The sequence below is a fragment of the Arthrobacter sp. zg-Y769 genome (assembly GCF_020907405.1).
GTDB lineage: Bacteria > Actinomycetota > Actinomycetes > Actinomycetales > Micrococcaceae > Arthrobacter_B.
In genome coordinates this window covers 276,802-290,563 of sequence record NZ_JAJJOE010000008.1, presented here as the reverse complement: position 1 = coordinate 290,563, position 13,762 = coordinate 276,802, and the positions used below count along the sequence as shown (strand labels likewise).

At 61.8% G+C, this 13,762-nt stretch carries 14 protein-coding genes; 10 read left to right on the top strand and 4 right to left on the bottom strand.

The annotated features are described in order from the left end of the window. The first annotated feature begins 46 nt into the window (after positions 1-46). On the top strand, positions 47-586 hold the full coding sequence (locus tag LOC60_RS07930) for a DUF2231 domain-containing protein (RefSeq protein ID WP_230024249.1): 540 nt from the start codon (positions 47-49) through the stop codon (positions 584-586). Positions 587-604: 18 nt separating this feature from the next. Here LOC60_RS07930 and LOC60_RS07925 read toward each other — a convergent pair whose 3' ends face one another. After that, positions 605-1,399, bottom strand: a complete 795-nt coding sequence (locus tag LOC60_RS07925) for an alpha/beta fold hydrolase (protein ID WP_230024248.1) — start codon at positions 1,397-1,399, stop codon at positions 605-607. A gap of 1,006 nt (positions 1,400-2,405) precedes the next feature. Here LOC60_RS07925 and LOC60_RS07920 point away from each other — a divergent pair. Then, complete coding sequence (locus LOC60_RS07920; protein WP_230024247.1) at positions 2,406-3,506, top strand: hypothetical protein; 1,101 nt, start codon at positions 2,406-2,408, stop codon at positions 3,504-3,506. An 815-nt stretch (positions 3,507-4,321) separates the two neighbouring features. Here LOC60_RS07920 and LOC60_RS07915 read toward each other — a convergent pair. Then, on the bottom strand, positions 4,322-5,131 hold the full coding sequence (locus LOC60_RS07915) for a hypothetical protein (protein WP_230024246.1): 810 nt from the start codon (positions 5,129-5,131) through the stop codon (positions 4,322-4,324). A 252-nt stretch (positions 5,132-5,383) separates the two neighbouring features. Here LOC60_RS07915 and LOC60_RS07910 point away from each other — a divergent pair, with 252 nt between their 5' ends. From LOC60_RS07910 to LOC60_RS07895, 4 genes are all read left to right on the top strand, one after another. Beyond that, complete coding sequence (locus tag LOC60_RS07910) at positions 5,384-5,647, top strand: phosphoribosyl-ATP diphosphatase (protein WP_152218540.1); 264 nt, start codon at positions 5,384-5,386, stop codon at positions 5,645-5,647. A 74-nt stretch (positions 5,648-5,721) separates the two neighbouring features. Then, positions 5,722-6,564 (top strand): ATP phosphoribosyltransferase, encoded by an 843-nt coding sequence (gene hisG, locus LOC60_RS07905; protein WP_230024245.1) that lies wholly within the window; start codon positions 5,722-5,724, stop codon positions 6,562-6,564. Positions 6,565-6,579: 15 nt separating this feature from the next. Further along, entirely contained in the window at positions 6,580-7,350 is a 771-nt protein-coding gene (gene hisF / locus LOC60_RS07900) for an imidazole glycerol phosphate synthase subunit HisF (protein WP_229952087.1), read from the top strand. A gap of 183 nt (positions 7,351-7,533) precedes the next feature. Further along, positions 7,534-7,917 (top strand): GNAT family N-acetyltransferase, encoded by a 384-nt coding sequence (locus tag LOC60_RS07895; RefSeq protein WP_230024243.1) that lies wholly within the window; start codon positions 7,534-7,536, stop codon positions 7,915-7,917. Here the strand turns inward: LOC60_RS07895 and LOC60_RS07890 are convergent. Further along, a complete protein-coding gene (locus LOC60_RS07890; RefSeq protein ID WP_230024242.1) occupies positions 7,914-8,408 on the bottom strand; it encodes a hypothetical protein in 495 nt (164 codons plus the stop codon). The genes LOC60_RS07895 and LOC60_RS07890 overlap by 4 nt on opposite strands. A 126-nt stretch (positions 8,409-8,534) precedes the next feature. Between LOC60_RS07890 and LOC60_RS07885 the strand changes: the two genes are divergently transcribed. Then, entirely contained in the window at positions 8,535-9,743 is a 1,209-nt protein-coding gene (locus LOC60_RS07885; RefSeq protein ID WP_230024241.1) for an MFS transporter, read from the top strand. A gap of 37 nt (positions 9,744-9,780) precedes the next feature. Here the strand turns inward: LOC60_RS07885 and LOC60_RS07880 are convergent, their stop codons facing one another. Beyond that, positions 9,781-10,263, bottom strand: a complete 483-nt coding sequence (locus LOC60_RS07880) for a DUF2975 domain-containing protein (protein ID WP_230024240.1) — start codon at positions 10,261-10,263, stop codon at positions 9,781-9,783. Between the two features lie 228 nt (positions 10,264-10,491). Here LOC60_RS07880 and LOC60_RS07875 point away from each other — a divergent pair, with 228 nt between their 5' ends. The 3 genes from LOC60_RS07875 to LOC60_RS07865 all read left to right on the top strand — a co-directional run bounded on the left by LOC60_RS07875 (position 10,492) and on the right by LOC60_RS07865 (position 13,647). Further along, positions 10,492-11,532, top strand: coding sequence for an NAD(P)-dependent alcohol dehydrogenase (locus tag LOC60_RS07875; protein WP_230024239.1), 1,041 nt, complete (start codon positions 10,492-10,494; stop codon positions 11,530-11,532). Positions 11,533-11,885: 353 nt separating this feature from the next. Next, complete coding sequence (locus LOC60_RS07870) at positions 11,886-12,911, top strand: DUF808 domain-containing protein (protein WP_230024237.1); 1,026 nt, start codon at positions 11,886-11,888, stop codon at positions 12,909-12,911. Between the two features lie 319 nt (positions 12,912-13,230). Next, positions 13,231-13,647, top strand: a complete 417-nt coding sequence (locus tag LOC60_RS07865; protein ID WP_230024235.1) for an immunity 26/phosphotriesterase HocA family protein — start codon at positions 13,231-13,233, stop codon at positions 13,645-13,647. Positions 13,648-13,762: the final 115 nt, after the last annotated feature.

Sequence of the window (13,762 nt, the reverse complement as noted above, 5' to 3'; positions counted from 1 at the left end):
GGCGGAGCCTTTGCAGCTGTGCCCGGCGGGCGTAGCGTCAGTAAGCGTGAGTGAAGTTTCGCTGCCGCTGCGTCTGGCCCGGGCTGTGGGCACCAGTCCGGTCTCGGAACGCGTTGCCGCCGCGCAGGAGTTCCTCTACAAGCCGGTGCTCGAGTGGGCGCGGAAAAGTCCGTTCCATACCGGGGTCCTGGGCCACTCGATTCATCCGCCGCTCACGGACCTGACGCTTGGCTGCTGGGGCAGCGCGTCCATCCTCGATCTAGCCGGCGGAGTCCAGTCGCGGCACGGTGCCGCCGTTCTGGTTTGCGCGGGGCTGGCCGCGGCCGTGCCCACCTCTATCGCCGGTGCCAGCGACTGGGCGGGAATGACCGGCGACGAGCGTCGAATCGGAGCCGTTCACGCGCTGGGTACGGATGTGGCGGTGTTCGCCAACCTCGGATCCCTGATCGCCCGGACACGCGGCCGGCACGGACTGGGTGTGGCCCTGGCCCTTGCGGGCAATGCGGTCCTGGCGGGTTCCGGCTTCCTGGGCGGGCACATGGCGCTCAACCGCGGGACGGCTCGCCGGGTACCTGTCGATGCCTGACGGTTGTCCGGGCGGGGATCAAGTGAGAGAAGCCAGGAACGCCGTAGTATCTGCTGCGACCCGTTGTGGGCATTCCCACAAAACCAAGTGGGCGGCATCGGGATAGATTTTCAGTTCCGCGCCCTCAATCCGGGCAGCCAACGTGTCCTGGTCCGCGCGGGGCAGCAGGCCGTCCTGTCCGCCCCACAGGATCAGCATGGGAACGTCGATGGGTCCCGACTCGGTCGGCGGTCTAGCCGTGTACAGGCCGCGCAGGCTCAGCTTCCACGCGTGGGCGGGCATCTTGACGCCGTCGCGCACCCGGTCCTCGATGAACCACGGGGGAACCTCTTGGATTAACGGAAACCAGCCGAGGAAACCGCGCACCCAGTCCTCGGCGACGGGATCTGTCAGTCCGTCGACGTCGTCGGCGAACCCGGGCCGGCCCTGCAGGGTCAAGGGGGCGCCCACCAGCACGAGTGCCGCCACCCGCTCGCGGTGTTCCACGGCCAGTTGCTGGGCCACATAGCCGCCGCTCGACGAGCCGAGGACCGACGCCGTAGATACCTCAAGTGCATCTAGAACTGCCGCGGCATCCCGGGCCTGTTCTGTCAGCGAGTATCCGTTCTGCGGCTTGTCGGCATCGCCTTGGCCGCGGAGGTCCGGGGCATAAACCCGGAAGTCGGTCAGCCCGGGCACCAGCCGGTCGAAGCTCCGGCGGGATTCGGCCCATGCGTGCAGCAGCAAGACCGGTGGTGAATCCGTGTCGCCCTGGACGAGGCACGGCACTGTGATGCCGGTGTGAAGCGCAAGATTCCGGACCTCGGATTCCATAGCTCAGGGTACGTCGGCTTAGCGGCGGAAACGAGTGAAAAGTTGCCCGGTGGATTATTTGACCGAGCCAGGTCGGCCGCGAAGCCGGCCCCGCGGCGGACGAGGACGGCGACCTGCGAGGCCAGAACCCGGACCCGTCATTACGTGATGGTCATCGGCAGGGCCAGTACGACTCAGGGTTTTCCGCTGTAACAGTAAGGGCCACCGACAGTTCGCCAACCAGTTAGATAGGACGGTCATGGTTTTCAATGTCGAAAACCATCCAGCCGGTGACCAAATTCCCGGTTTCCGGGAATGGCCCGCCGGTCATCGGGGGGGGGGGGGGGGCAGCCGACGTCGGACCGCACAAGGTTCGCCCAGAGAACAGGGCCTGCCGTTCGATGTGTTCGCCGTTGGTCTGCAGTCGGTCCGTGACCTCCTGCACGAACAGCGAGTGGATATCGGCCTCGCTCGGGATTCGCTGCTCCCTCTGTACTTCGAAGGACGGTCCTGCGTCAGCAACAGATAGTTCGCCTTGATGGTCTCCCTTGCCTCTTGGACACAGCCACTGTGGCTTTATTCGCTTCGGCGACGGAGCGCGGGAGGGGAACGCGACACGGCGCGAGGGAAATTTCCTTCGTGGCGGTCAGACGTGGCACCAAGGGTTCGCAATTTATTTGCTGTGGTCAACGGGTAGACCGGGAAACAGCGACACGAGTAACTCTGCGGGCACAAGAATTCGCCCCCGTTAAACCTAGAAGAAGCATGCAGGACACGATCGCATGCCACAGCTGCTGTAGTCGGATTGAACCTGCATAAGATCGAAACCTGCCACATGGAGGGCAACGGCTACGCGACGCTCAGTGATTAAGACTCATGGCTATCCGAAGGTAAATATTTCAGTATAGACACGTACCGAGACAGCGGGGCGGAACCAATACTATACGGTTTGGTCCCTCCATCGCGGAACGTAGCGACTATCTTGTTCCAGTTTGCATCAGTTAGACCTATGCAGTAAGTTCACCACGTGAGTAAACGTGGCGCGCCCGACGTTGCAGACGGCCAATTTCGATTGGGCGGGGTTGAAGCCCCCGGCGCGCTACCTCACACGCCAACATTCGGCATAGAATGCATTATACTTATGCCTTATTTCTTCAGTAGCGAAGAACGTAGCACGCTTCATACGGGTCGATACTTTAATTCAAAGCCCGCCTATAACGGGTTCGTTCAGGAGTTTGACTTAGTTTCCAGGCACGCAATAACGCCGACGCGATACACGCCGAAACCCTATGTGTATGAAAACCTTGCAGTCCATGACCCTCCCGTTGTAAACGCCAAGGGTTCCGAGATGCACTATTCTCTAGGCGATGGCCAATTCGCCAGCTTGCATGTTCAAGCCGACGAATTTTCGTCGGGTAAAATCGTGGTCCGCGCTAAACTCGCTACTCGCATTCCGTATGCTGAAATAGGCGCGGTTCCGTCCAGCACCTCTGCAGTACTCCGTGAGATTGCATCCGGTAGGTTTCGCCAGCTTATGAAAAAGGTTGGTGCATTGGTTGGGGGGTCGAAAGAAACTCCACTTGGAAACTCAGGCCGGATCAGTATCCATACTAAAATCACAGTTCCCGAAGCTGAAGATGTTGTCGCAAAGTTTCTCTCGGCACATACAGCCGACCTCGTCGCGCTGCATATCTCGCGCGACCCTACACTAATTCCGGATCCCAGGCTTAGCTTGGCAGTGGTCAATGCCGCAGACGATCTCAACTTAAAGTCGGAAAGCCAGCTGCTCCTATTGAACGCTCAGGGGTCGACGTTGCTTCTCGCGGATTCGACAACGCGACGGATACCCTTCTATCACAACCGCTTCGAGCGCGTAGCAGACCTCTCTGAGATAGCGCTCAGCATGCAATATGATTTGCTGCATCGAGAACGCTCAACTGGTCCCATTCAGAACCATCCTGAAGTTGATTTGAAGTCTATGCCATACAAAAGTTGGATTTCATATCCTCAGAATGTTTTCCATACGAGTGTCAGCAATCAAAAGATATGGCAGGTAGTGAGCAAGGCACTATACTTGGAAAGTATTGCTGAAGAGCTCTTTGAAGTCGACGGGATTGCGCTTCCATGATTCTTATGCGGGCTTTTAGGGTTGAGATGAATCAGTACAGTGACTGGTTGGGATCTGTCGTCGATCACCTGCAGCAAGGTGTTGCAGGTGTTGCGTCACTTGGCATTCTTGGTGCTGTCCTTACTGTTTCGGTGGCGTATGTAAGGGAACGGCGCGCCACCGCCCGTAACCGCAGGTCCGATCTTGCGACCACGATGATCCAGGCAGTTGCAGACAAGCTGCAAGCGCGAGCATTTCCCTCAGGGCAACCCTCTGGGTCGAATAAGGTGGAGTCTGCGCTTTTGATTGCCGACCTAAGGTTATCGGTTGATATGTCTGGAAATCGATATACCGGCCTTAGGGCATATATGGACACCGTCATCCACGGCGTTAGTTTTGGGACTCCGGTACCAGACGCCGAACATACATTAGGTGAATTGACTCGTTGCCTTCTGCTTTGGGCCCGGAGTCCCCGGAAAGCGCGGAAGTGGGTAGATGCAAGACATCAGACAAATGGTTAGTAGAGAAGTGACCTTGTAGTTTTGACGGCAGGCTTTACAAGGATCTTGTCTAGCACGGTCTGCGAAGCCCCGCTGTGATGCGGCAGGTCTGTGGTTTGCCAGTTCGAACGTTGAGGTTAGCAACAGTTATTGTCTCCACTATCTTCTAACGACTACTGCCCTGCCGCTGGGGAAGGTCACGGCGCGCATTTATTCCTCCGGACCTTCCTGGTGTATCCAGAAACCTAGCAAGTACCGTGCGGGGTTGGCTGTCGCCATGACCATCGAGTCTAATGGCTTCTTCCGGTGTACGGGCCTTACCAGAAACTGGTAGTGTCACTGAACGCTCGATTCTTCCAGCTCGCATAGATCTTCAAGCTTCCGTTTTAGTCGGTTCAATCGCCTATTGCTGCGATGTAGATTCATTTGGGCACGAAGAAGGCGTATGCCGTACAGAAGCCGAAGAAAAATCGTCACGATAAGCGCGATACCGACGTAGTGCTTCCCTATAAATCCCTCCAGCGCCGCGAGCGTCTTTTTGCCCTGAGTGGGATCAAGAAGCAATTTGAGGAACGTCCATTTTCTGGCCGCATCCATTCTGACCGGCGCCAAGTAGGGGTCGAGATTTATCGAATGCGCATATTCGTCTGCTTGTATTCCCATACTTCGAGCCTTTGCCCGTAGTTGGTATGGGAAATGAAAATCAGAGCTCTTCAGTTCTTTGTGATGCCACTTCAGCAAGTACTCACCGGTCTCGTTCAAGAGCCCATTCAAATCGTCCGCGCACGTCTGTCTCAGCTCGATGCTCTTTGAAGAGGCCTTGCGGCGATTAATGATTGCGACAGCCATTTCGTGCATCCACCATGCAAGGTATCTGTGCTTTCGCTGTAAACTCAGCTCTATCACATGGCGACTGGTTAGGGTGTTGTAGTTGTAATCAGGCTTCGAAGAGGGATCAGCGAACTTGTCTGTCCACGACCCCAATTCACGCAGCCAGTCTTCGATGACCTTACGTTGGCGCTCTCGTCTTGAAGCTGCGCGATTCAGCGCATATCCGGTCCAGAAAACTGCAATCGAAACTACTGCTGAAATCGCAATAGCAGAGTAGTTTGGCGCAGCAAGAGCGGGGGCCGCTAAGGGGGTCATCAAAGTTCCTCTAGTAGCGTTCCAGTCCGCCGATGTTTAGGGTTCGGCGCGCCAGATAGGGATGCGTTTGAGGAAAGTCTTGCATATGGAATGAAAGCGTCTTAACTTAAACATCGGCTTGGGGTGCCGCCGACGGTGCCCGGACGTATGTTGTTGCAGCATGCTCTCCGCGAAGACCCCTTTATCTCATGCTTCGTCACACCCCGCCCCACGATTCCGCCCCACCCGGCGCCACAGCGTACCCTTGGCACTGTGAAAACCTTCGAAGACCTCTTTGCCGAGCTGAGCCAGAAAGTTCAGGACCGCCCCGCCGGGTCACGCACCGTGGCCGAATTCGAGTCGGGCGTGCATGGCATCGGTAAGAAGGTTGTTGAGGAGGCCGCCGAAGTCTGGATGGCCGCCGAATACGAATCCGATGCCGAATGCGCCGAAGAAATCTCCCAGCTGCTCTATCACCTCCAGGTCCTGATGCTGGCCAAGGGTCTGACCCTGCAGGACGTCTACAAGCATCTCTAGCCGCGCGCTGAGCCTTCAGCGTGTGGCCCGCCGGTCGAACCTTCCCAGACGAACTTCCAGCGAAAGATGCTCCCATGCTCCGTGTAGCCGTACCCAACAAGGGTGCCCTGTCCGAATCCGCCTCCGCCATGCTCAACGAGGCGGGCTACCGCCAGCGCCGCGACACCCGCGAACTGGTCATGGTAGACCCCGATAACGACGTCGAATTCTTCTTCCTCCGCCCCCGCGACATCGCCGTCTACGTCGGCGCCGGAACGCTCGACGTCGGCATCACCGGCCGCGACCTGTTCCTGGACGCGCAGGTGGACGCCGAAGAACTGATGAACCTCGGCTTCGGCGCCTCCACCTTCCGCTTCGCCGGCCCGGTGGGGGACTTCTCCTCCATCGACCAGCTCGAAGGCAAGCGCCTAGCCACCAGCTACGACGGCCTGCTCCGCTCCTACCTGACCGAACGCGGCATCAACGCCTCCGTGGTCCGGCTCGACGGCGCCGTGGAATCCTCCGTGCGCCTCGGCGTCGCGGACGCGATTGCCGACGTCGTCGAAACCGGCACCACCCTGCGCGCCGCCGGAATGGAAATCTTCGGCGAACCGATCCTGAAGTCCGAGGCCGTGCTGATCGGCCGCAAGGGTGCGAGCCCCGCCGGCGTCGACGTGCTGATCCGCCGCCTGCGCGGCGTCCTGGTGGCACGCCAGTACGTGATGATGGACTACGACGTCCGCAAGGACCTCGTGGACGAGGCCGCAGCGCTGACCCCGGGCCTGGAATCGCCCACCGTCTCCCCGCTGCAGAACAGCGACTGGGTGGCCGTGCGCTCCATGATCAAGAAGTCGGACACCAACCGGATCATGGACGAGCTCTACGACATCGGCGCCCGCGCCATCCTGGTCAGCAGCATCCACGCCTGCCGGATCTAGGGAAGGGGACACGCCATGAGTGTTGCCATCCGCGTTATCCCCTGCCTGGACGTCGACGCGGGCCGGGTGGTCAAGGGGATCAACTTCGAAGGCCTGCGCGACGCCGGCGACCCGGTGGAGCTCGCGCACCGGTATGACCGTGCCGGCGCCGACGAACTGACCTTCCTCGACGTCACCGCCTCCTCCGGCAACCGCGACACCACGTTCGACGTCGTCGCCCGCACCGCCGAAGAGGTCTTCATTCCGCTGACCGTCGGCGGGGGAGTCCGCTCCATCGCCGACGTGGACCGGCTGCTGCGCTACGGCGCGGACAAGGCCTCCATCAACACCGCCGCCGTCGCCCGGCCGGACGTGATCGACGAAATCACCCGGCACTTCGGCTCGCAGGTGCTGACACTCTCCGTGGACGCGCGGCGCACGCACGACGGCGCCACGCCGTCGGGCTTCGAGGTCACCACCCACGGCGGGCGCACCGGCACCGGGATCGACGCCGTCGCCTGGGCCAAGGAGGCGGCCGACCGCGGCGTGGGGGAGATCCTGCTGAACTCCATCGACGCCGACGGCACCCGCGAGGGCTTCGACATCGAGATGATCCGCGCCGTCCGCGCCGCCGTCGACGTGCCGCTGATCGCTTCCGGCGGGGCCGGCAAGCCGGAGCACTTCCCGGCCGCGGTGATCGCAGGGGCCGACGCCGTCCTGGCCGCCTCGGTGTTCCACTTCGGCCCGGACGATGCGATCCACCAGGTGAAGCAGGCCATCCGCGACGCCGGGTTCGACGTCCGCTAGCGGTCGGAAACCGCTCCGGGCGATTCCGAACCTTACGACAGCGGAAGGCGGGCGTCAGCGCGCCCGTCTTCCGCTGTGAGCGTGGATGAATGTGGCATGCTCACGTCCATGCCTCTGCCAACGAGCCTTCGACCCGCCGAAGTAAGCGATCTGCCTTTCATCCTCCGCCAGGAGCGCGAGTACATGGAGACCATCGAGCCGGATGAGCTCCAGGGATGGCTGGCAGCTCTCGACCAGAACCTCGCACTCTGGATCGATTGCCTTCCCCGCACGCTCTTCTGCCTTGATGCAGATGGGCACCCGGTCGGGTATGCGATGTGGAGCCTCGATGGTGACACCGCAACCCTGGTCTCGATCAGTGTCCTCGGCAGCCGTCGTCGCCAAGGACTCGGGCGGCTCCTCCTGGAGGCGTTCGAGCAGCAGGCCAGTCCAAGCGGCGCCCGCGTTGTGGAACTCGGTGTTCACCGAAGCAACCAGGCCGATCTGCTCTACCGGGGCACGGGCTATGAAACCACCGGGCAAGACGGTGAATATGTGTTGTTCAGCAAGACGCTCAAAGCGTCCTAAGCGCGGGTCTGGACGAGATTGGCGAAGGGCAGCCGGCCGTATAAACGGACAAAGTCCGCCTGGTACTTTGCGAGGGCCGGGGTGAGCGCGTCGGGCGGCAGTTCCTTCCACGCCACCAGAAGATCCTCTGCATCGAGCAGCTGCCAGATCAGCCGGCCGTCCCAGTGCCCCGGCGGCTTTCCCCTGCCGAAGTCCACGAATTCGGAGATCTGCCGTCGCAGACCGCGGTTGCCCTGGCTGCCGCCGCTGGCCTTGCCGAGAAACAGCACGTCGGCATCCGCCACCCACTCGGCGGCGAGCTCATCCCGGGACAGGGTTGGCTTCTTCTTTTTGAACACCCCGGCCGTGCTTTCCTTGAGGAACCGCGGTTCGAACCCCTCGGGCCGCAGCACGGCGAAAATGCCCTGACGCTGCGGGATCCGGTTGATGTCCAGACCGTCGATGGGCCGGAAGCCGGTGAATCCGTCATCCTTGAGTGATTTCTTGTTCAACGGGTTCCTTGCATCGAAGTGGGGCGGGTGCCCATCAATAATATCCGGGCGCTCCGGCTGTCGCACTCGGTAACCTTCGTGCTCACAGGCCACAATGGGTCCTGTTACTCCACGAAGGGAATACGCGTGCGCTCCTCCGCCGGGCCCGGCCTGCTGTTTGTGCTGGTCTGCGCCATGGGCGCCGGCCCGATGATGAACTACGGGCTCTCCGCCACGAGCACGCTGATCATGGCGGACCTGGGGATCAGCGATGCACAGTTCGGACTTCTGGCCGCGACCTGTTTCGCCGGGGCAGCGGTGTCCTCCATGTGGCTGGGCCGGCTGAGCGACCGGATCAGCGCCCGCTCCCAACTGCTGATCATCTTCGGCGGCACCGCCCTGGCCCTGGGTTTCGCCGCGTTGTCCGGCAACTATTTCTGGCTGCTGGCCGCCGTCCTGCTCTCCGGCCCCGCCCAGGCGATCTCCAACCCCACCACCAACCGGATCATCATCCACGCCGTCGAACCGGGCAAACGGCCCGGTTGGATGGGGATCAAGCAGTCCGGCGTGCAGGCCAGCCAGCTGTTCTCCAGTCTCTTCTTCCCTGCCGCCGCGCTGGTCGCCGGGTGGCGCGGAGCCGCCGTCGGCGCCGTCGCGGTCCTGGCCCTGCTGCTGGCCTACGCGTGGTTCCGGCTGCCGTCCGAACCACGGCTTTCGGCACCGCACGCTCCTGGGCAGCCCGCAGACCGGAAGTTCCCCGCGTCGGTCTGGCTGCTGGCCGCGTTTGCGCTGTTTTCCGGCGCCGGCATGCAGGCCACCAACGTCTACCTGCCCCTGTTCGCCCAGCGGGAGATCGGCTTCTCGCTGCTGATGGGCGGCGTCACCGCCGCGGTGGCCGGCGTCGTCGGCGTGACCTCCCGGGTGCTCTGGGGACGAAGGATGGCCGACGGCGTCCGTGCCTCCACCCTGCTGCTGATCCTCGCGGCCGGGGCGGTCTGCGGCGCGGCCCTGCTGCTCGCCGCCGGACAGACCGGCGCGCCCGTGCTGCTGTGGTGCGGCGTCGCTTTCCACGGCGCCTCCGTCCTGGGCGTGAACGTGGTGGTGATGGCCGGCGTGCTGCGCGAAGTTCCCCGGGAACGGGTGGGTGCGGCGTCCGGGGCCGTCTCGCTGGGCATGTACTCCGGTTTCGCATTGGGGCCGCTGGCCATGGGCCTGCTGCTCCAATACTCCGGCGGCTTCCTCGCCGGGTGGCTGTCCATTATTGCGGTCTACCTGATCTGCGGCGGCATCGGCCTGGCATACCGGCGGCTGGGCTCGAAGCGGGGCGGATCCGCCGTCGTCGTCCCCCGAGCATAAAGCCATGGCAGGGGATAGGTGGCGAGGCGAATGGCCTTCACACCACCACGTCGAGTTCCTCTCGCATCGACACGGCGCCGTGTAGAAGCGATCGAAGCACCACGAGAATAAGTGTGAAGGCTGATCCCAATGCCATTCCGCCGATGATCACCAGGGCAAGGGCGGGAGGCCCCGGAATGAGGAACAAAGTAAAGGCGACGACGATGGTCGCAAAAGCGGCCGCAGCGGTGAGGAGATCGACGAGTTTGAGCGCGGCTTTTCCGAAAATCCGGCCATCGCTGATGTAACCGGCGAGGACACCGGTGATCAGAAAAACGATCTCCACGGATATGCCGAATGCGATCGCCGCGCCGACGAGGGGCGTCTGGAGGGGCTCAAACTCAGGGTACTGCTGCGCTAACGTCCGGGCCGCTCTGACAACGATGACCTCCCCGGCGATTACTGCCGCGGCGAGGATGCCCAGAACGAGCCGAGCTAAGAGGCTTACAAGGGGATTCGGGTACCGCCACGACGGGTTCATTTGTCGATTGTCGATACCGACCTATCGAATGTCAATAGATATTTTGAATCTGCAGCCGTCCGTCCTCCTGTTGGACTGCCCACTTTCGGCCGATGCACTCAGCCGTACCGGAAGGTGCATCAGTGGACTCGATCCGCCGTCGTCGGTACCCAGCGGAAATAATTAGCACCGGACCGGACTTGTGCCTTAAGTGCCCTATGGCACGGTTACCCCACAGCTTGGAGATTTATGAGTACCGCACGCGCTTACGCAGCCACTTCCGCCACCGATCCGCTGGTTCCCACCACGATCGAACGCCGTGAGGTCGGCCCGCATGACGTCCTCATCGACATCGCCTATGCCGGTGTCTGCCACTCGGACATCCACACCGTTCGCGGCGAATGGGGACCCATCGCGTACCCGCAGGTCGTCGGGCACGAAATCGTCGGCACCGTAGCCGAGGTCGGCACCGATGTCACCACCCACAAGGTCGGCGACCGGGTGGGCGTTGGCTGCATGGTTAACTCCTGCGGCGAATGCGAAAACTGCCAGGCCGGCATGGAGAACTACTGCCTCAACGGCAACGTCGGCACCTACGCCAGCAAGGACCGCGACGGCACCATCACCCAGGGCGGCTACGCCACCTCCGTCGTCGTGAATGACGGCTTCGTGCTCCGCGTTCCGGAAAGCATCCCGTATGAAGCAGCCGCTCCGCTGCTCTGCGCCGGCATCACCACCTACTCGCCGCTTGCCCACTGGAACGCGGGACCGGGCAAGCGGGTTGCCGTCGTCGGCATGGGCGGACTCGGCCACATGGCCGTGAAGATCGCCGTCGCCATGGGCGCCGAGGTCACCGTGCTGTCCCAGACGCTGAGCAAGCAGGAAGACGGCCTGCGTTTCGGCGCCGAGCACTACTACGCCACCAGCGACGAGAGCACGTTCAAGAAGCTCGCAAACACGTTCGACCTGATCATCAACACGGTCAGTGCACCGATCGACCTGCAGCAGTACCTTTCCCTGCTGCGCCTGGACGGCACCATGGTCAGCGTGGGTGCCCCGCCCGAGGCACTGCCCATCTCGGTCTTCACCCTGATGAGCAAGCGGCGCTCCTACGCCGCGTCGAACATCGGCGGCATCAGCGAAACCCAGGAAATGCTGGACTTCTGCGCCGAGCACAACATCGCCCCCGAGATCGAGCTGATCAAGGCCGAGGACATCAACACCGCCTACGAGCGTGTGCTGAAATCCGACGTCCGCTACCGGTTCGTCATTGACGCGGCGACTATCTAGTCCGTCAGCCGACAGCAGAGACGCCCCCCCTTTTGGCGGGGCGTTTCTGCGTTAAGGTGTAGCCAGGTTTGGTGCGAGCAACGGGGGACAAGTATGTCGCTGGGCAGGGAGCTGGATGCTGCGTGGGGTGCCCTGTAGTCCCGCTCGGTGCCGTTTCCGTGGTGACCTCGCCGTCCGCCTCCAGGCCCCGCGGATCGTTCCAGAGCCGGGTACCGGAGGAAACACCATCCGTGTAAAGCCGGCGTAAACCGCCGTAGTCGCTGCCCGCCTATAATTGAGCACATGCCAATTCTGCGCCTGGAGGGCGCCCTCCGTGAGCACCTGCCCGTCCCGTACCAGCATGGAGCCGCACTGTGAGCGGCGGGCTTGTCGCCCTGCTGGACGACGTCGCTGCACTGGCGCGCATAGCGGCCGCCTCGGTGGACGACATCGCGGCGGGGGCGGCAAAAGCGGGAGCCAAGGCCGCCGGCGTCGTCATTGACGATGCCGCTGTGACGCCGCAGTACGTGTCCGGTGCCGACCCGTCCCGTGAACTCCCGATGATCAAAAAGATCTTCTGGGGCTCGCTCCGGAACAAGCTGCTGATTATCCTCCCGGCCCTGCTGCTGGTCAGCGCCTTCATTCCGGGGGTGATCCCGTTCATTCTGATGCTGGGCGGCACGTACCTCTGCTACGAGGGTGCGGAGAAGGTCTGGCACAAGTTCTTCGGCCACCACGAAGCCAAAGACGCGGATGCGCCGGCAGTTGAGCGGGGGCCCGACGCCGAGTCCAAGGTGATCAAGGGAGCCATCACCACCGACTTCATCCTGTCCTGCGAGATCATGGTCATCTCCATGAACGAGGTGGGCGATGCGTCCATCTGGGTCCGGGCAATCATCCTCGTGGTGGTCGCCATTGCAATCACCATCCTCGTGTACGGGGCTGTGGGGCTGATCGTCAAAATGGACGACATCGGCCTGCACCTGGCCAAGAAGGACTCAGCAGGCTCCCAGCGCATCGGCGGACTGCTGGTGAAGGGAATGCCTGCCGTGCTGGCAGCCATCACCTTCGTTGGAACCATCGCCATGCTCTGGGTGGGCGGGCACATCATGCTGGTAGGCGTCTCCGACCTCGGCTGGCATGCGCCGTATGACCTGGTCCATACCCTGGAGCATCCCTTCGCAGGAATTGCGGTGGTGGGCGGTTTCCTCTCCTGGCTCGTCAACACGCTCTGCTCGGCAGTGGTGGGACTGGCGTGGGGGCTGGTTGTTATGGCCGTTCTGCACCCGCTAAAGAAGGTCCTGCCGTTCGGCAAGAAAGACGGACATGAAGACGGTGAGGCCAGGGCGGCAGCAGCCGGGCACAGTTCGGGAAAACCCGACGTCGACCCCGCAGGCTAACCCCGGACTCCAGTCTCAGGTATCTAAGTCCACCGTTTCAAAATAAGGGCGCTCCACCATTTTGGTGGGGCGCCCTTATCGCTGCCCGGCAGCAAAGAGTTTTTACATAGTTTGGGACGGATTGTCCGCGGTAATTCGCCATCACCATTGGCTGTCAGGTCCGGGACCTGGTGCAGGAATGGGTGTACCGTGACGTCTATTTCGCAGAGCACACCCGGACCAACTTGGAGAGATACTCCTAGGCAAGCGACATCAAATCAGCGAAGCGATACCGGGTGGCTGGAGGGGATGCATGGTCGGGGGTAAAAAGTGGCCTTCCTTGAATGACGGCGACGTCTTCATGATTCCGCTGGGGGACGGCCGGGCGGCTGTTGGGCAGGCTATTTCTAAGTACATGTCTACCTATTACATGGTGATCTTCGATTTCGTTGCAGCGGAGGAGGAGGTGCCTTCGTTGGTCTCGGAGGCGCTCGGGTCGGAGCCTCTTTATGCTGGACTGACTTTTGATGCACTGTTTCGCCCGGGGCGATGGCAGGTGCTGGAGAACAGGCCGGTGGACGCCCGGAAGTTCCTTCCGGCATACAAGGTCGGGTGGCGCGTCCCGGGACAGTACGTGGTAGAGGACTTCCAGGGCACCCGGAGACGACCTGCCACGGACTTGGAGAAGGAGATACTGCCTTACAGGGGCAGACCGCCCCCAGCAGTTTCAGTCGTCGAAATAAAGCCTTGGGGATAGATCCGAAGGGAGCTCAGAATGACATGCAGGAATGTCAGCGGACCGCCGCGCGTCTCTATAAGGAGGGCAAGCTCGAGGATTGGGTCGAGTACTCAACAGCAATTGTGGTGCCCGG

Excerpts from the sequence above, each read along its gene's own strand:
- LOC60_RS07925 (WP_230024248.1), bottom strand. The coding sequence starts at position 1,399 with ATGGAATCCGAGGTCCGGAATCTTGCGCTTCACACCGGCATCACAGTG.
- LOC60_RS07915 (WP_230024246.1), bottom strand. The coding sequence starts at position 5,131 with ATGACCCCCTTAGCGGCCCCCGCTCTTGCTGCGCCAAACTACTCTGCT.
- hisG (WP_230024245.1), top strand. The coding sequence starts at position 5,722 with ATGCTCCGTGTAGCCGTACCCAACAAGGGTGCCCTGTCCGAATCCGCC.
- hisF (WP_229952087.1), top strand. The coding sequence starts at position 6,580 with ATGAGTGTTGCCATCCGCGTTATCCCCTGCCTGGACGTCGACGCGGGC.
- LOC60_RS07895 (WP_230024243.1), top strand. The coding sequence starts at position 7,534 with ATGGAGACCATCGAGCCGGATGAGCTCCAGGGATGGCTGGCAGCTCTC.
- LOC60_RS07880 (WP_230024240.1), bottom strand. The coding sequence starts at position 10,263 with ATGAACCCGTCGTGGCGGTACCCGAATCCCCTTGTAAGCCTCTTAGCT.
- LOC60_RS07875 (WP_230024239.1), top strand. The coding sequence starts at position 10,492 with ATGAGTACCGCACGCGCTTACGCAGCCACTTCCGCCACCGATCCGCTG.